16 protein-coding genes are annotated in these 17,835 nt (G+C 57.9%); 12 read left to right on the forward strand and 4 right to left on the reverse strand.

The window, feature by feature from the left end; translation table 11 throughout:
- The first annotated feature begins 94 nt into the window (after nt 1–94).
- The 9 genes from hoxE (at nt 95) to VN577_03160 (ending at nt 7,701) form a co-directional block, all read left to right on the forward strand.
- Nucleotides 95–601, forward strand: coding sequence for a bidirectional hydrogenase complex protein HoxE (hoxE, locus tag VN577_03120; protein HWR13790.1), 507 nt, complete (start codon nt 95–97; stop codon nt 599–601).
- Nucleotides 591–2,291: a NuoF family protein gene (locus VN577_03125; protein ID HWR13791.1), complete on the forward strand. Its 1,701-nt coding sequence runs from the start codon at nt 591–593 to the stop codon at nt 2,289–2,291. Before hoxE ends, VN577_03125 begins: the two co-directional genes overlap by 11 nt.
- A complete protein-coding gene (gene hoxU / locus VN577_03130; protein HWR13792.1) occupies nt 2,288–3,010 on the forward strand; it encodes a bidirectional hydrogenase complex protein HoxU in 723 nt (240 codons plus the stop codon). The genes VN577_03125 and hoxU overlap by 4 nt, the downstream gene beginning before the upstream one ends.
- The gene (locus VN577_03135) at nt 3,007–3,540 is read left to right on the forward strand and encodes a hypothetical protein (GenBank protein ID HWR13793.1); all 534 of its coding nucleotides are present in this window, start codon (nt 3,007–3,009) and stop codon (nt 3,538–3,540) included. The genes hoxU and VN577_03135 overlap by 4 nt, the downstream gene beginning before the upstream one ends.
- An 11-nt stretch (nt 3,541–3,551) precedes the next feature.
- The gene (locus tag VN577_03140; protein ID HWR13794.1) at nt 3,552–4,967 is read left to right on the forward strand and encodes a Ni/Fe hydrogenase subunit alpha; all 1,416 of its coding nucleotides are present in this window, start codon (nt 3,552–3,554) and stop codon (nt 4,965–4,967) included.
- A 3-nt stretch (nt 4,968–4,970) separates the two neighbouring features.
- Nucleotides 4,971–5,438, forward strand: coding sequence for a hydrogenase maturation protease (locus VN577_03145; GenBank protein ID HWR13795.1), 468 nt, complete (start codon nt 4,971–4,973; stop codon nt 5,436–5,438).
- A 77-nt stretch (nt 5,439–5,515) separates the two neighbouring features.
- Entirely contained in the window at nt 5,516–6,346 is an 831-nt protein-coding gene (locus VN577_03150) for a methyltransferase domain-containing protein (GenBank protein ID HWR13796.1), read from the forward strand.
- Between the two features lie 69 nt (nt 6,347–6,415).
- Nucleotides 6,416–7,084: a peptidylprolyl isomerase gene (locus VN577_03155; protein ID HWR13797.1), complete on the forward strand. Its 669-nt coding sequence runs from the start codon at nt 6,416–6,418 to the stop codon at nt 7,082–7,084.
- Nucleotides 7,085–7,173: 89 nt separating this feature from the next.
- Complete coding sequence (locus VN577_03160; GenBank protein ID HWR13798.1) at nt 7,174–7,701, forward strand: peptidylprolyl isomerase; 528 nt, start codon at nt 7,174–7,176, stop codon at nt 7,699–7,701.
- A gap of 66 nt (nt 7,702–7,767) precedes the next feature.
- On the opposite strand, the gene mdh is transcribed toward VN577_03160, so the two are convergent.
- From mdh to VN577_03175, 3 genes are all read right to left on the reverse strand, one after another.
- Complete coding sequence (gene mdh, locus VN577_03165) at nt 7,768–8,694, reverse strand: malate dehydrogenase (protein ID HWR13799.1); 927 nt, start codon at nt 8,692–8,694, stop codon at nt 7,768–7,770.
- A 178-nt stretch (nt 8,695–8,872) separates the two neighbouring features.
- Nucleotides 8,873–10,294: an NADP-dependent isocitrate dehydrogenase gene (locus VN577_03170; protein ID HWR13800.1), complete on the reverse strand. Its 1,422-nt coding sequence runs from the start codon at nt 10,292–10,294 to the stop codon at nt 8,873–8,875.
- 191 nt (nt 10,295–10,485) lie between these two features.
- The gene (locus VN577_03175) at nt 10,486–13,395 is read right to left on the reverse strand and encodes a hypothetical protein (GenBank protein HWR13801.1); all 2,910 of its coding nucleotides are present in this window, start codon (nt 13,393–13,395) and stop codon (nt 10,486–10,488) included.
- An 89-nt stretch (nt 13,396–13,484) separates the two neighbouring features.
- Between VN577_03175 and VN577_03180 the strand changes: the two genes are divergently transcribed.
- From VN577_03180 to VN577_03190, 3 genes are read left to right on the forward strand one after another with little or no spacing between them, the layout of a single operon-like run.
- The gene (locus tag VN577_03180) at nt 13,485–14,276 is read left to right on the forward strand and encodes a TIGR00282 family metallophosphoesterase (GenBank protein ID HWR13802.1); all 792 of its coding nucleotides are present in this window, start codon (nt 13,485–13,487) and stop codon (nt 14,274–14,276) included.
- 5 nt (nt 14,277–14,281) lie between these two features.
- A complete protein-coding gene (locus VN577_03185; protein HWR13803.1) occupies nt 14,282–14,971 on the forward strand; it encodes an HAD hydrolase-like protein in 690 nt (229 codons plus the stop codon).
- Between the two features lie 34 nt (nt 14,972–15,005).
- Nucleotides 15,006–16,853 carry a type II and III secretion system protein gene (locus tag VN577_03190; protein ID HWR13804.1) on the forward strand — a complete coding sequence of 616 codons (1,848 nt, stop codon included), beginning with the start codon at nt 15,006–15,008 and terminating at the stop codon, nt 16,851–16,853.
- A gap of 12 nt (nt 16,854–16,865) precedes the next feature.
- Here VN577_03190 and VN577_03195 read toward each other — a convergent pair whose 3' ends face one another.
- Nucleotides 16,866–17,834 (reverse strand): thioredoxin domain-containing protein, encoded by a 969-nt coding sequence (locus VN577_03195; GenBank protein HWR13805.1) that lies wholly within the window; start codon nt 17,832–17,834, stop codon nt 16,866–16,868.
- Nucleotide 17,835: the final 1 nt, after the last annotated feature.

The following is a 17,835-nucleotide window of genomic DNA, read 5'->3' on the forward strand; positions in this document are numbered from 1 at the left end:
CAACACGACATTCAGGGCCCCCCGCATTGCACACTGTACGTGGCGCTTTTCGTCTTGTGGAGGACAACAGGCGCACACACTTTGTGGAGGACGAATGCAGCTGAAACCTGGTGCAGTCCCGCCACCCAATGAGGACAAACGTTGGCGCATCGTGGAAGGAACAATGCGCCGTCACGGCCACCAATCCCACGCACTCATAGAAGTTCTACATACAGTTCAGGAATGTTTTGGGTATCTCGACGACGTTGCCCTGCGGTGGGTCGCACGAAACCTGCGACTTCCCTACAGCAAGGTGTATGGCGTCGCGACCTTCTATCACTTTTTTACCCTGAAGCCACAAGGCAAACACACGTGCGTCGTGTGTACCGGCACGGCCTGCTACATCAAGGGTTCTACAGCACTCATAAACGCCGTTACCGCAAAAGCGAAAATCACACCCGGAGAAACTTCGGATAACAAGCAGGTCTCGCTGCTGACGGCGCGCTGCGTAGGCTCGTGCGGCTTGGCGCCAGCCGTTGTGTTTGACGGCGAGGTCGCGGGCAAAGTCACACCCGAACAGATTTCCAAGCGGGTAGAAGGGTGGATGCGAAATGACGCTTGATGAACTTCGCGAACTGGCCGAGACGGAGCGCGAGAAGCAGACGCAGGTGAAACACGAAATTCATGTGTGCACTGCAGCGGCGTGTCTCTCTCAACGAAGCGATCAGGTGAAAGCTTCGCTCGAAGCCGAGATCAAGGCCCACGGCAAGGAAGATTGCTGCAAGGTGAAGGGTGTCGGCTGTATGGGCCTATGCGCCGCCGGCCCGCTGGTTTCGGACGAGTCCAACGGACGGCTATACCAGAACGTTCGCCCGGCGGATGAGAACACCGATACGAAGGAGATCGTTGCTTCTCTGGAGAGCGAACCCGTCGAGAGGCTGTCGCTCTCGCCTGAGCTTCCCTTCTTCAAAGAGCAGAAGAAGATCGTTCTCGAAAACTCCGGCAAGATCGATCCCGAAAGAATTGAAGACTACATCTGCGCTGGCGGCTACGAAGCCCTGCTTACCGCGTTGACAGAGATGCGGCCTCTGGAAGTGATTGAGCAGATCACCAAGAGCGGACTTCGCGGTCGAGGTGGAGCTGGATACCCGACAGGGTTGAAATGGTCGACGGTTGCGAAGGCGTCTCCGCATAACGGAGCGAAGTACGTCATCTGCAACGGGGACGAAGGCGATCCCGGGGCCTTCATGGACCGTAGCGTTCTCGAGAGCGACCCGCAACGGGTGCTCGAGGGCATGGCCATCGCTGCATACGCCGTAGGAGCGAATCGTGGATTCATTTACGTTCGCGCCGAATATCCGTTGGCGATCAAGCGGCTGAAGATCGCCATCAAGCAGGCAGAAACGATGGGGCTGCTCGGCGCCAACATAGCCGATACAACCTTCAGTTTCAAGATCGAGCTTCGTCTCGGAGCAGGAGCATTCGTCTGCGGCGAAGAGACCGCGCTGATTGCATCGGTCGAAGGCAAGCGTGGAAATCCTCGTCCCCGGCCGCCTTATCCGGCACAGGAAGGCCTGTGGAATGCTCCCACGCTCATCAACAACGTGGAGACATTCGCCAACGTTGCGCCCATCATCCGCAACGGAGGCGCGTGGTACGCCGCCATCGGCACCGAAAAGAGCAAAGGCACAAAGGTCTTCGCTCTTGCGGGACGAGTCGCCAATACCGGCTTGATTGAGATTCCCATGGGCATGCCGCTTCGGCATGTGATTTATCAACTCGGCGGAGGCATTCCGGATAACCGCAGATTCAAAGCGGCGCAAACTGGAGGCCCCTCGGGGGGCTGTATCCCCGAAGAGTATCTCGATATGCCGGTCGACTACGAGTCACTCGCCAGCGTGGGGTCCATCATGGGATCGGGAGGACTGATCGTCATGGACGAGACCTCCTGCATGCCCGATGTAGCGAAGTACTTCATGGACTTCTGCTGCACCGAGTCTTGCGGCAAATGTATTCCGTGTCGTGTGGGCACGGTCCACATGCATAACCTGCTGAGTCGGATTACGGCAGGAGAGGCGACACCGGAAGATCTCGCTCTGCTGGAACGGCTCTGCGATGTGGTGCGTAACACCTCGCTGTGCGGACTCGGCCAAAGCGCGCCGAACCCGGTTGCCACCACCCTCAAATACTTCCGGAAGGAATACATAGACCATATACACCACAAGCGATGTACCGCAGGCGTCTGCGAAGGACTGGCACGCCCGGGCAAAGACGATAAGCCCAAAGGCAAACCGGCGGAGGTGACCGCATGAAGCCCAACACCGCCCAGATCACCACACTCAAGATTGACGGGCACGATTGCGGCGCGCGCTCCGACGAAACCATCCTCGATGTCGCGCAGGAGAACAACATTTTCATCCCGACGCTCTGCCACATTGACGGACTCCAGGACATCGGAGCGTGCCGTCTCTGCCTGGTCGAGATCAAGGGCAGCAACAAGTTGCTTCCGGCTTGCGTCACCCGTGTGCAGGAAGGCATGGAGGTGACCACCAACTCCCCGCGCCTCCAGCACTATCGCAAGGCAATTCTGGAAATGCTTTTCTCTGAGCGAAATCACATCTGCTCGGTATGTGTGTCGAACGGCCACTGCGAACTGCAATGGCTGGCCGAACAGCTTGGACTCACTCACATCTCGGTTCCCTACCTGCACCCGAAGCTGGAAGTGGATGCCTCCAACCGTCGCTTCGTAGCCGACCACAATCGCTGCATTCTCTGCACTCGCTGTGTTCGCGTCTGCGACGAAATTGAAGGAGCGCATACCTGGGATCTGTACGGACGCGGCGTTGACACCCGGGTTGTCAGCGACCTGAAACAGCCTTGGGGCGAATCGGAAAGCTGCACTGGTTGCGGCAAATGCGTACACGTGTGTCCCACCGGGGCACTTGTCGAGAAAGGCAGATCGGCCGGAGAAATGACCAAGCGAGGACAATTCCTTCCCTATCTCACTCTCATGCGGGAGGAACGCCAATGACCAAGGCCCGTGTCGCCACCGTGTGGATGGACGGCTGCTCCGGCTGTCACATGTCGTTCCTCGATATGGACGAACGCCTGCTCGATCTCGCCGATCGGATGGACCTCGTTTATTCACCTCTTGTTGATCTAAAGGAATTTCCGCTGGAAGTAGATGTCGCCATCATTGAAGGCTCCGTCTCCAGCGAAGAGGACCTTGAGAAGCTGTATCACGTCCGATCCAGGACAAAAGTGCTCGTCTCCCTCGGGGACTGCGCTGTCACCGCCAACGTTCCCTCCATGCGCAATCCGTTCGACCTGGATTGCGTACTGCGCCGAGGCTACGAAGAGAATGCCGACGTCAATCGACAGGTGCCAGTGGAGAACGTGCCGCGGCTCCTGCCGCGTGCTCGCCCGCTACACGAGTTCGTGAAAGTTGACGTATTCGTTCCCGGATGTCCACCCAGTGCCGACCTGATTCACTTTGTCGTCTCAGAGCTGCTGGAAGGACGTACACCCGAACTCGCCGGCCAATGCCGGTTTGGCGCATAGCGGAGGAGCCGATGCCAACCATCACCATTGACCCGATCACCCGAATCGAAGGGCACTCACGCGTCAGCATCCATCTCGACAAGAGCGGCATGGTGCAGGACGCCCAACTTCACGTCACCCAGTTCCGCGGATTCGAAAAGCTGTGCCAGGGCCGCCCGTTCTACGAAATGCCAGCCCTCATGGCCCGCATCTGCGGCATTTGTCCCGTGTCGCATCTCATCGCTTCGGCCAAAGCCTGCGACGCTCTGCTTGCGGTCCGCATCCCTGAAACCGCTGAACGCCTGCGCCGCATCATGCATCTGGCGCAGATCATCCAGTCGCACGCGCTGAGTTTCTTCTATCTCTGCTCGCCCGACTTCCTGCTCGGCATGGACTCCGATCCAGCGCACCGGAACCTCTTCGGCGTCGCTGCGCACTCGCCGCAACTCGCGCGCGACGGCGTCCAGTTGCGCAAGTTCGGACAGGAGATCATCCGTATTCTCGGCGGGAAGCGTATCCACCCCGCGTGGATCGTCCCCGGCGGCGTCAGCAATCCGCTGAAGGCCGAAGACCGCGACGCCATCCTAAAGATGGTTCCAGAAGCTCTGGAGATCGCGCAACGAACCCTCACCTGGTTTAAGCGGCAGCTCGAGAACTTCCGGGAGGAGATCCGCGTCTTCGCCAACTTCCCTTCACACTTTCTTGCTCTCGCAAAAGACGACGGCGGTCTTGCCTTCTACAAAGGCTGGATCCGCATCGTCGATGCCGACGGCGAGATCGTGAACAACTTCGAGGCTCGCGACTACCAGGAGTACATCGGCGAGGCCGTCGAGCCGAACTCATACCTGAAGTCTCCGTTTTACAAGCCGCTCGGATATCCACAAGGCATGTATCGGGTTGGACCGCTGGCCCGCCTGAACATGGCGCGCCATTGCGGCACGCCGCTCGCCGACCAGGAACTCGCCGAATTCCGCGAACTCGAGCGCCGATTCGTGCTCTCGTCGTTCTATTACCACTACGCGCGTCTCATCGAAATCCTGTTCTCGATTGAGCGTATCGAGTGGCTGTTGAACTCCGAAGGCATTCTCTCCGATCACGTTCGCGCCTACGCCGGCCCCAACGAATACGAAGGTGTTGGTGTCGCCGAAGCGCCCCGTGGCACGTTGATCCATCACTACAAGATCAACCCGAATGGCCTTATCCAGACCGCGAACCTCATCATCGCCACATCACACAACAATCTGGCCATGAATCGCGGCCTCACGCAGGTTGCCAAGCACTTCATCAAAGGGCGTGTTGTCCCCGAAGGAGCGCTCAACCGCGTGGAAGCTGTGATTCGTGCTTTCGATCCATGTTTAAGTTGCTCTACGCATGCCGATGGGCGCATGATGCTTAATGTTCAGGTATTCAGCTCCGACGGCGAACTAATCAACGAGGTCAACAGGTAATCCATGGCAGACGTGCTCGTAATCGGTTACGGCAATCCGCTCCGCGGCGATGATGGCGTTGGTCCGGTCATCGCCGAAGAGATCGCGAAGAAGATATGCGATCCACAGTCGAAGGTGCAGGTGGTCGCGTGCCACCAGCTCAATCCGGAACTGGCAGAAGCCGTAGCCGATACGCGCGAAGTCATCTTTGTGGACGCCTCCGTGGAACTCAAACCCGGGGACGTCCGCATTAGCTCCGTCAAGCCGGACCAGTTCTCGCCGGCCGGATTCACCCACAGCATGAAGCCCTCTGCCCTGCTTGCTACCGCGTCCGAACTCTTCGGACAGGCTCCACCGGCAAAGGCCGTGGCGATCGGAGCAGCTTCCTTCGATATCGGCATGACGTTGACGCCAGAAGTGCGCGCAGCCGTGCGACTTGCTACAGAAGTCATCGAGAAAGAAATCGCGCGTTGCCTGAGAAGCAACGCCTGATACCTCCTCGAACCGGATCTCGGAGTTCCCTCAGGTGACGTGCAACTCCGGCAGCACACTTTTGAATCCATCCGTGGGTGCCGGTAAACCAGCTCGAAACTGAAACCAGCCTTGCCCCGCCCTCGTCCTCCAGCAAGGACAAGCGCCAGCTTTTGCGCGTGCTTCGCAATTACGTCCAACGTGCGGGGATCCAGCGTTCCGATTCGATCCTGGTCGTGGGCGGTGGTGAGGACGATATCCAGATGCTCACCGCTCTCGGGCTGACCAACTTCGTGATTTCGAACCTGGCCGAATCGGGCGCCGATCTCGACGCCGAAAACATCGCTCTTCCCGACAACTCCTACGACGTAGTTTTCGCGCACGCCGTTCTCCATCACTGCCGGTCACCGCACAAGGCGGTGGGCGAAATGTTGCGTGTCGCTCGCAAAAACGTCATGTTCGTCGAACCGAATGATTCCCTCTTTATGCGCACGCTGGTCCGGTCAGGTTTCAGTTTTCCTTATGAAGTCGCAGCCGTGATGGCGAACGAGTATATCCGCGGCGGCGTGCGAGACACCTGCATCCCGAATTACCTCTACCGATGGAATCTTCCGGAACTGCAAAAGACTGCGGCATCCGCCATGCCGGAACACAGGCTCTTCTGCTACGGCTCGGGATATTGGGACTTCTACGTGAATGAGCGCGAACTGGGCTATCGCAAAGGGACTCGCATCGGGAAGATCACCAACCTCATCGGCGCACGAAACTTCATCCGGTTACTCCACTTCAGCCAGCGAATGCTGAACGTTTTCCCGCCAATCCGCCACCAGGGAAACAAGTTCTTCGGCGGAATCCAGAAGTCACCGGACCTTCAGCCATGGCTCGTACGTGAAGAGGACAGGGTCAGGTTCAATAGAAACTGGAGTTAACGCCCTACTTGCGATTTCGGAAAACCTGACGCGCCTGATTTATACTTCTTCCGTTTCACAGGAGCACACATGCGTAAACTCTTTGTTCTTGCCTGCATCTTCGCCTTGAGCCTTGGTGCGTTTGCTCAGGCAGCACCCGCAAAAGCTGCACCCCAAACGCTTCGCGCAATCATAGACACTACTTCCGGCAAAATTACCTGCGAACTGTTCCCCGACAAGGCTCCCATGACCGTGGAGAACTTCGTCGGCCTGGCCACGGGCACGAAAGAATGGATCAATCCGGCGTCGAAGGCCAAGAAGAAAAACACGCCTCTTTATGACGGCACTATCTTCCACCGTGTGATCCCCGGCTTCATGATCCAGGCCGGCGACCCGCTAGGTAATGGCGCAGGAGATCCCGGTTACAGCTTCAAAGACGAGTTCAGCGACCTCCGTTTCGATCGTCCCGGCCGCCTGGCGATGGCGAACTCCGGCCCAAATACGAACGGGTCACAGTTCTTCATCACCGAAGTGGCGACGCCTCACCTGAATCGCCGACACACGATCTTCGGCCAGTGCGGACCTATGTCGGTGATTTCGGCCATCGCCCGTACGCCTCGCGACCCGAACGACAAGCCGTTCCGGAACATCAAGATCAATCACATCACTATCCTGAAACCCGGCGAGACGGAAGCGTCGGCGAAGGCCGCACAAAAGCCGGCCACGCCCGCAAAGCCTGCGACGCCGGCCAAGAAATAACGTTCAGCTACACTTTAGATATCTCTCGTAAATAACTGCGGCCCAGCAACTTGGGCCGCGTATGCTTGACTCAACCTGAAAGGACACTTATGGCACGCACCCCCGGACTTTACGCCACCTTCGACACCAATCAAGGCCAGATCGTTTGCCGGCTTTTCGAACAGGAAGCCCCCAAAACCGTGAAGAACTTCGTCGATCTGGCGGAAGGAAAACGCGAATGGACGCATCCCGCGACGAAGAAGAAATCTTCGGACCCGCTTTATAACGGAACCATCTTCCACCGCGTTATACCGCAATTCATGATCCAGGGCGGCGATCCGATGGGCACAGGATTTGGCGGCCCCGGTTACCAGTTCGAAGACGAGACGAAAGGCTCTCCGCACAAGTTCGACAAAGCCGGAAAGCTGGCGATGGCGAATTCAGGTCCGAACACCAACGGCTCGCAGTTCTTCATCACCGTCGCCCCGACGCCGTGGCTGACAGGTAATCACACCATCTTCGGTGAAGTGATTGAAGGTCAGGACGTGGCCGACAAGATTTCGAACGCTCCTCGTAACCGCCAGGACCGTCCGAATAGCGACGTGACCATTACGGCCATTAAGATCGAACGCGTTTAGGAAATCTTAAGCAAAACAAAAGCCCGGCTCTCGAAAAGCCGGGCTTTGTCACGTAAGAATCAGTAACTACACGCCGATAACGGCAACCAGTTCCTTCACTGCGCCGGCGCTGCGCTGCAGTTGGGATTGCTCGTCGGCAGTGAGCTTGATCTCGATGATCTGCTCCACGCCCTTGGCTCCGAGCTTCACCGGAACGCCGACGAAGAGGCCGTCGATTCCGTACTCGCCCTGGAGATACACCGCGCAAGGCAGGATCTTCTTCTTGTCCTTCAGGATGGCTTCCACCATCTCGGTGAACGCCGAAGAGGGCGCGTAATACGCGCTGCCCGTCTTAAGGTACTTCACGATTTCGGCGCCGCCGTCGCGGGTGCGCTGAATGAGCGACTCCAGCCGCTTCGGTTCGATCAGCTCCGTGATGGGGATTCCGGCAACGGTCGAGTAACGGGCCAGAGGAACCATGGTGTCGCCGTGTCCGCCGAGCACGAAAGCGGTCACGTTCTCCACGCTGACTTTCAATTCCTCCGCGATAAACGTGCGGAAGCGGGCGGAATCGAGCACACCGGCCATGCCGATGACGCGCTCGCGCGGCAGACCGCTCAGTTTGTAGGCTGCCTGCGCCATTGCGTCGAGCGGGTTCGACACAATGATCAGGATGCAATTTGGCGAGTACTTCATCACCTTGGCCACGACGTCCGACATGATCCTGTGGTTGGTGTTGAGCAGGTCGTCGCGGCTCATGCCGGGTTTACGCGGGATTCCGGCGGTAATCACAACGATGTCGGAGTTTGCCGTATCGGCGTAATCGTTGGTGCCAATCACGTGGCAATCGCGTTTTTCGATCGGCATGGCTTCGAGCAAATCGAGCGCCTTGCCCTGTGGCACGCCTTCCAGGATGTCAATCAGTACAACGTCGGCTAGTTCCTTGCTGGCAATCCAGTGTGCGCCGGTTGCGCCTACATTACCGGAGCCGACAACAGTCACCTTTTTCCGCATGACACGCATTCCTTTCGATGTATAGCTGTCCGGCTAACGAGGGTCGTGCCGGCTGGAAGAGAACTCATTATTATATCGTGACACGCAAAAGCGACACGATCTCAATCGATCTACTGCGAGAGGCGCGGCTTGTGGTCAGACTAAATCCACAAGCCGCAACCACCCCCGCAAGGATCCGTTAGCGAACAGCAGCGATGCTCGCGTCCATGTACTTGATCACGTAGTCGCCGAATTCGCTGGTCTTTACCTTGGTCGCGCCCTCCATCATGCGATGGAAGTCGTAGGTCACCTTCGTGTTTTCGATGGCCTTGATGATTCCCTGCTCAACCAGCTTCGCGGCTTCTTTCCAGCCGAGGAAGTCGAGCATCATCACGCCGGAAAGCATGACCGAACCCGGATTGATGACATCGAGGTCGGCGTACTTCGGCGCCGTACCGTGGGTGGCTTCAAAAACAGCGTAGCCATCGCCGATATTCGCGCCTGGCGCGATACCCAGTCCGCCAACCTGTGCCGCGCAGGCGTCGGAAATGTAGTCGCCGTTCAGGTTCGGAGTCGCCAGCACGCTGTACTCCTCCGGACGCGTAACCACCTGCTGGAAGATCGAGTCGGCGATGCGGTCGTTGATCATCAGCTTCGATTTCCACTGGCCGTTGCCGTGCGTCGCATAGAGTTTGTCGAGCACACTCTTTACTTCGGCTTCAACGGAGGCCCGGAATTCGGCAGGAGCGTATTCCATGCCGGGTTCAACCAGGTTGGCATTCTCGGCGACGGTGAGGTTGGGGTTCTTGTCTTTATTGTCGAGAATCCAGCTTTCGCGCTCGGTAACTACCTGATCGCGGAATTCTGCCGTGGCGAGTTCGTATCCCCACTCGCGGAATGCCCCTTCCGTGAATTTCTGGATGTTCCCTTTGTGAACCAGGGTGACGGACTTCAGCTTGTTCTCAAGCGCAAAGAGAATCGCTTTGCGAACCAGGCGCTTGGTTCCGGTGACCGAGATGGGCTTGATGCCGACGCCGGAGTCTTGACGGATGCGCTTCTTGGTGCCGGCCAACATGGTGTTATTCAGGAAGTCAATCAGCTTGGCTGCTTCTGGCGTTCCCTCCTTCCACTCGATTCCGGCATAAACGTCTTCGGTGTTCTCGCGGAAAATGACGATGTTGAGCTTGTCGGGGCGCTTCACGGGCGAGGGCGCACCGTACCACTTGACCGGACGGACACACGCATAGAGGTCCATGATCTGGCGCAAGGCAACGTTCAGGGAACGAATTCCGCCGCCGACCGGCGTGGTGAGGGGGCCTTTGATTCCAACGCGAAATTCCTTGAAGGCTTCGACGGTGTCGTCAGGAAGCCAATTGTCGAACTTTTGCTTCGCCTTCTCACCGGCGAAGACTTCGAACCACGCGATTTTGCGCTTGCCGCCATATGCCTTCTCCACTGCGGCATCAAAAACCCGTACCGACGCTTTCCAGATGTCGCGCCCGGTTCCGTCGCCTTCGATGAAGGGGATGATCGGATTATCCGGAACGTTATAAGAGCCGTTTTGATAAGTGATCTTTGTGCCGTTAGCGGGCACGGCGATTCCGTTGTAAGACGCAGGCATTCAGCCTCCTGAATTAGTGCTCGTTGGAAGTTTTATGGAATTATAGCCGCCGGTGTTCACACATCCGCGTGACGCACATCACAAGGAGAAGTGGCACCCAGAGGCGGGACTCACAGCAGGTCTGCAACGAGCAATCCCTATAGCAACCATGATAGACCCGTGGCTTTTGTTCTGGCTATAAGGCGGCGCTTTCAGACCACCAGCCGGTCGAATAGGGCCCTGACTTCCGTTCTGGTTAAGGCGAGCAGGGAGTCCAATTCATCCGTGATCTTCAGCCTGCGCATCACGAGGTGTATGACTGAATCACGGGCGAAATCGGATGGGGGAAGCGACTTCAAGTTCCTCCCTGTTACCAGCCGCGTCACATGCTCAACCGTTCGGTAGAATTCGGCTGCTCGAGAAAGGCGCTGCGCATCGCTGCCCGGGAGCGCGCCCATTCGTTCGAGTTGTTGCAGGCGTGCGAGCGTGTTCCCTTCCGGCAGTTTCACGCTGTGCTTGATGGAAAGAAAGGAGATCAGGAAATCTACGTCGTAGAAACCACCCGGCGCCGTCCGTAGGTTCTGTCCGTCATCGCTCGCCTCCAGCCTGGCCCTCATGCTCCGGACGTCTTCCGCAAAACTGGCAGAGGCGGCAAAACGGCGAAACAGACCTGGCACAGCGAGGGCGCTGCTCATTGCGGCATCGGCATCTCCCGCAACGAACCGGAACTTGGTGTACGTCAGCGCCTCCCACGGCTGCGCTTCCTGCGCGAAGTACGACGCAAGTTGATCCGACGTGAACGTCAGTTCGCCTTCCCCTCCGTGCGGTCGAAGACGCAAATCAACTGGCATCAACGCGCCATCACTGGTGTAAACCGACAGAACCTGGACAACATCTTCGGCGGCCTTACGAGCATCTTCGGGGTCGATATCGTCTCGACGAATGAAGATCAGATCGGCGTCTGACAGGCAGTCGAACTCCAATGTGCCGAGACGTCCCAAGGCGACAACGGCGATTTTCGCACGTGCGTTGGCGATGGTTACGGCACTCCGTATCGCGGCATCTGCCGCTTGAGTGTTCTCGCGGAGGGCGTCAAATACGGACCGGTCTTGCAGAATGTCCTGCGCGCCAGACAGCAGTAATGCCTGCCGGTAATTTCGACGAACAAATGCGATCTTGTCGGCCGATGGGATCCCGGGACCCGCGAGGTAGTCAGGTGCAGAACTGCTTTGGGGAGCGGTTGGCGCTCCAACAAACAGCTTTGACTGGTTGTTGTCAGAAGCCATCTGAAGACGGCGCAGAATGGTGACATCCTCTGGATGGCGCACCAGCAGATCGGTGAGAAACTCGCTGCGCTCAAACAGTTCCAGTGCGCTTTCCACGCAGTCAGCCGCATTGGCAACAGCATGAAACCGCTCGGCGCTGGTAAGCGAGCTACTGAGAAACCGGAACAGATTTCGCCGGGTATGCGCTGCGAGTTGCTGCGAAGCTATTGCGTGCAATTTTTCGTTGTCAGTCGCAAGCCGTTGCAGCACCTGGTGGTCGGACTGAACTCGGCCGAAACTGAGATCGAGCGTCCGCAGCGCGAATTCCTCTTGCGCCTGCTCTTCGGTCGTCTGCTGCTGATGATGCACGACGCGTTCGTATATCTCCGAGACTGCCGCCATGTGGTCGGAAATCTGGGCGACAATATCCTCCGATTCCATGGACCGCTGAAGTATCTGTAGCTCGTCTCCGTCAGGCGGGACCCGATGGGTTTGCTGTCCGCGACGCAGTTGGAGAAGATGTTCCACACGACGAAGGAATTCGTATGACGTGGTCAGTTGATGAAAGTCGTGGCCGGTGATGTGCTGCTTATCGTGCAGTTTCTGCAGTGAGAATAGGGTACCCCCCGATCGGAGCCAGCGTTCCTTTCCCCCGTACACGCGTTGCAGGCACTGAACCAGGAACTCGATATCACGAATGCCACCCCGATCGAGTTTGACGTCGATTCCCTTCTCACGGCCAAGTCCGTAATTCCTGCGGCTGTGAATCCGGTCGCGCGTCTCAAGAGCAGTTTCGATAGCGCTGAAATTTATGTCCGGCTTGTAGACGTACTCCTGGACTTTGCGGATGAACTGCCGAGCCAGCGCGAGGTCTCCTGCACAGTGGCGGACCTTGATCAGCGCCTGGCGTTCCCAGTCATGCGCAATATCGAAGTAGTACTGAAGGGCACGCGAAAGCGACACGGCGGGTTCGCCCTCGTGTCCCTGTGGGCGGAGACGCAGATCAATGCGAAACACCACCCCTTCCTTCGTGACGCGCGACAGCACATCCGTGATCGCCTGCGAAAGGCGGATGAAGTACTCGCGGTTGGATATCGTGGCATCTTCGGGGGCTTCTCCTTCGGCATAAAGGAACAACAGATCGACATCGGAGCTGTAATTCAGCTCACTGCCTCCAAGTTTGCCGAGGGCCAGAACGGTGAAAGGCGTCTCGACGATTTTGCCGTTTCGATCGAGGTGCTGTGGCGGACCGAATCTGGACTTCATGGCCGCTTCGCATTCGCGAGTCGCTTCATCGATGAGCACGTCTGATAGCGAGGAGATTTCGGCCGTTGTCTCGGCGAGCGCCGCGAGGCCAAGTACATCGCGCAGCATAATGCGCACATATTCCCGCCGCTTGAACCGGGCAAGCAGTTGGGCGAGATCGGTATCGAAAGAGCGCGAACGAAAACGGGCGAAGGCTTCTTTGAACTCCTCGGGCGAATGGGACCGGTCAAGCACTTCTTCGCGCGGCAATCCTTGCAGAAGATCGGTATTCAGAAGCAGAGTTTCGCCGAGGTACTGGGAGAATCCAAAAACCGTCAGGGCGTAGTGGGTCAGGCTTTGGCGCTTCTCGAAAAGACGCAGGACTTCGGGGCCGGCATTCTCTACGAGCCGGTCGAACAGGGTGAGCGCGCCATCGGGATCGGGAAGCTCGTGAAGCAACGACAGGACCGTATCCGAGATTGCGGGATGCACTCGTGAGGCGATCCGCCCAAAGGTCTGCCGTGCCCGGTCCAAGTCGAAGACTTTGGCGGCTTTTAGCGCCTGATCAAGGTCAACCGGTGGTTTGCTCCGCTCTGGGCTTGGTTTCGGCAAGCGGACTCAGGATATAGCGAATCGCTCCGCAACTGAATACGTGGGTGAGGCATGCCGCCGTGCTAGTATCAAAAGTTTGCTGATTGCTCATGAAGATACTCTTTATAGGTGACATTTTCGGGCGTCCCGGCCGCACCATCGTCAAGCACCGGCTGACGGAGATCGTGGCGCAGAACGGCGTTGACCTGGTCATCGCCAATGCCGAGAACTCGGCTGCCGGCTTCGGTGTGACGCCGCAGATCGCCGAAGAGCTGTTTGAACTCGGGATCAGCGTGCTGACGACCGGTAACCACATCTGGGACAAGCGCGAGATTATCGAGTACATGAATAACACCGACGGGCACCAGTCCCGCCGGCTGCTTCGTCCTGCAAACTATCCCTCCGGCACCCCGGGTCACGGCTGGTACGAAGGCCAGACGCGCACGGGTGTGAAATACGCCGTCATCAACCTGCAAGGCCGCGTCTTCATGGCCAGCAATGACGATCCCTTCCGGATCGCGGACGACATCCTGAAGAAAGTAACCGCCAAAGTCATCCTGGTCGATGTTCACGCCGAGGCCACATCCGAAAAGATGGCGCTTGGCTGGTATCTCGACGGCCGCGTCACCGCCGTGCTTGGCACGCATACCCACATCCCGACCGCCGACGAACGGGTCCTCCCCGGCGGCACTGCCTACCAGACTGACGTCGGAATGACTGGCCCGTACGACAGCATCATTGGCGTGCAGAAGGAACTGGTGATTCAGCGGTTCCTCACCAACCTGCCGGCCCGATGGGAACCCGCTACGGGCGACACCCGGCTTGCGGCGGTCGTGATCGAGTGCGACGAAACCACCGGGAAGGCGTCGTCGATTCGCCGACTTCTATTGAACGACGAGTAGTGAGAATGGCTTTCGATTTCTTTGCGGCTGACGCTTACCTCTTCGATATCGACGGCACGCTGCTGAATACCCGCGATGCGATCCACTATTACGCCTTTCGCAATGCGTTGCGCGAGGTGTTCCGCTTTGACGCAACCATCGACGGCGTCCCAGTTCACGGAAATACCGATATCGGGATTCTCAGGGCGGTATGCCGCTTACAGGGCATTTCGGACGCCGATTTCGACCGGGAACTGCCGAAAATCGTTTCCATGATGTCCGACGAAGTGCACCGCCGGATCGGCGAAATGACGGCCGACCTGTGCCCCTCCATCCTGGAATTGCTGACTCGGCTCAAAGATGAAGGCAAGCTGATCGGAGTAGTGACGGGAAACTTTGAGGCCATCGGCTGGGCAAAACTTTCTGCCGGAGGATTGCGCAAGTTCTTCGACTTCGGAGCGTTCAGTAATCATGCTGAGCGCCGGGCCGACATCTTCAGAAATGGACTGGCCGAGGTCCACAGAAGGCTCGGACCGGGCGCAAAGGTATTCATCGTCGGAGACACCCCGTCGGATATCCACGCCGCGAAGGAAGTGGGAGTTCCCATTATTTCGGTTTCCACCGGAATTTTCCCAAAGGCTCAGCTTGAAGCGCTCGGCCCCGACGTCAGCGTCTCGTGCTGTACCGACCTTCTGGGCCTGCAACCGGCGCAATAGACAATCTGGCCTGCAATTCAGCACAATAGTGGCGATGCGGATCGTCCTATGCCTGGCAGCATCACTGATATTGTGCGCACCCGCGCCTGCCCAGACGGATTGCCGGGCGAATCCGTCCACCTGCGCCGCAAAAACTCCCAGCAAAAAGGATCTCGGGAAGGCTAAAAAGCTATTCGAAGAAGCCCAGAAGCTTCAGCGTGAGCAGAAGCTCGATCAAGCGCTCCAGAAACTGGACCAGGCCGTTTCCCTGGCGCCCACCGTCCCCGAGTACGCTACTCAGCGGGAGCTTACGCGGCAGGCGCTGGTCAGCAGGTATCTCGCGAGCGGCAATGCCCTGATGAGTGCGGGCAAGCAGGTGGAAGCCACAGCGGAATTCCGGCGTGCCGTGGCACTGGACCCTGAGAACGAGTTTGCCCGGCAGCGACTGAATGACAGTATCCCAGCACCGAACAACATCGCCGCTCCCGCCTTGTCACCGGCATTAGAAATCGTCTCTCAGTCGCAGCCGATTGTGTTGTCCCCAGCTGCTGGCAAGCATGATTTCCACTTCAAAGGATTCAGCCGGAATCTTCTGGAACAGATCGCCAGCACGTATGGAATGAAGGCCATCTTTGACGAATCCGTCACCAGCCGACCGGTTCGGTTCGACATCGAGGCCGTCGACTTCTTTGAAGCACTGCGCGAGGCCTCGACGCTCTCCAAGGTGTTTTGGATACCGATCAGCCCGAAGCAGGTGATTTTCGTCAACGACACGCAGGCATTGCGGCGTCAACTCGAACACATGGTGACGCGCACGTTCTACGTAAGTGATGCCACATCGCCGCAGGAGTTGAACGATGTCGTCAACCTGATGCGGACGATCTTCGATATCCGCTTCGTGGTCGCTCAGCCCTCGAACAACAGCCTCGTGGTTCGCGCACCGGCCGCCACGCTCGATGCCGCAGCGAAAGTCGTCGAGACGTTTCTCTCCAGACGTCCCCAGATCAACCTCGATGTACAGGTATTTCAGATCAGCCGCCGGATGACACAGCAGATGGGCGTCTCCATCCCATCCACATTCCAGGCCATCAACATCGGTTCGTCGTTATCGCTCCTGGGACAGACCAACATCCAGGACTTGATCAACCAACTGATTGCGTCCGGCGGAATCAACCAGGCGAATAGCGAGGCTATTCAGGCACTTCTGGCGCAACTGCAGAGCCAGCAGACCTCGACCATTGCTCAACTGCTGAAGACTCCATTTGCGACATTCGGCGGCGGGAAAACCATGTTTGCAGTGACGATCCCGCCGGCAACCGCGTCGTTCCAACTAAACGATTCCGACGTGCGCTCGCTTTCCCGGATGGTGCTGCGGACATCGCACAACAACCCGGCGACGATGAAGATCGGTGAACGCTATCCGATCATGAATGTCAGCTTCTCACCCGTTTTCAACACGCCGGCAATTGCTCAAGCCATCCAGAACGGATCGTATATGGCGCCCTTCCCGTCCTTCACATACGAGGACCTCGGTATCACGATGAAGGCCACGCCGCAGGTATTGGGAGACCAGTCGGTAAGTCTCAAGCTGGAATTGCAGATCAAATCGCTGACCGGGCAAAGCTTCAACGGCGTCCCGGTCATCTCGAACCGCGAATACACGGCAACGATGTCCGTGAAAAACGCCGAACCCGCGGCTGTTGTTGGCATGATCAGCCAGTCGGAGCAGAAAAGCCTGACAGGATTGCCAGGCATTGGTTACATCCCCGGCTTGCGGGACCTCACCAGCGTTCGCTCGAACCAGAATGAGGACGATCAGCTTCTCGTCGTGGTGACGCCTTACATTACAAGTCCGCTGCGATCGATCGAGTCCTCTCCCGAAGTCTGGTTGCCCGGCATTTAGTTCACTGAAACTCTACTTGTTCTGGGCCTGGAACTCCGCGATCGCCTTCAGTGTCGCCGGCGGAATTCCACTTACGTTGCCGATCTTCCGCCCGCCCACAAAGAGCGTCGGGGTGCCCGTAACTTCCAACTCACGCGCCAGGGCCGATGATGCTTCGATCTGCGCCGCGATTGCCGGATCCTTCGTGCACTGTTCCGCCTGATCGGCATTGACGCCCGCTTCGCCTGCATATTGCTTAAGGCGAGCCGCGGCTTGCGGTTCAGTCATCTGCTGCATCTCGTCCTGATGCTGGTACACGCTGTCCACGAACTTCCAGTGCGCATCGTTGTTCTGCTTCGCGACGCAGAGCGCGTATTTCGCGGCAGTCATCGCCCAGGGATGGATCTGCGTCAGCGGAAATTGCTGAAACACAAAACGGGCATTGGGCACCTCTTTGAGTAGTTGTTCGACAACCGGCTGCGCGCGCTTGCACGCCGGGCATTGAAGGTCACCGAACTCCACGATCGTCAGCGGAGCATTGGCCGGCCCGCGCGAAGGGCCATTCATCTTCTGCTGGAGGGTATTTCGTGCTTCCGCAAACGGATCCGCACCGAACGGGATCAGGTCGCCCATGGCGGCGAACTTGTGATTCGGGGTCACCATCAGTTTGAGACCTTGCTGCCCTTCCGGAGTGTTCACAACCACCGTGACTTCCGTCAATGAGGGATCGTCCGCGGGTTTGATTTCGGCGACGCGCCACTTCAGGTTTGGATCGTGTCCGAACGAGTGCCGCATGAACTCGTTCACCACCTGTTCCGTGACGCCCGAGGCCGGTTGAGCGGACGCTGTAGAGGACGGGCTCGTTGCCGCCTGACTCTTCGGAGCAGCGGTGCTCTGTGCCGGCTTCTTTGTGGCTGTTGCGTTCTTTTTTGCGCCGGGCTGCTGGCCTACAGCGAACAGGCTCATCGATACCATCAATAATGCCGCGAAGAATACCCGCATC

Source organism: Terriglobales bacterium, from assembly GCA_035561515.1.
Lineage (GTDB): Bacteria > Acidobacteriota > Terriglobia > Terriglobales > Acidobacteriaceae > DATMXP01.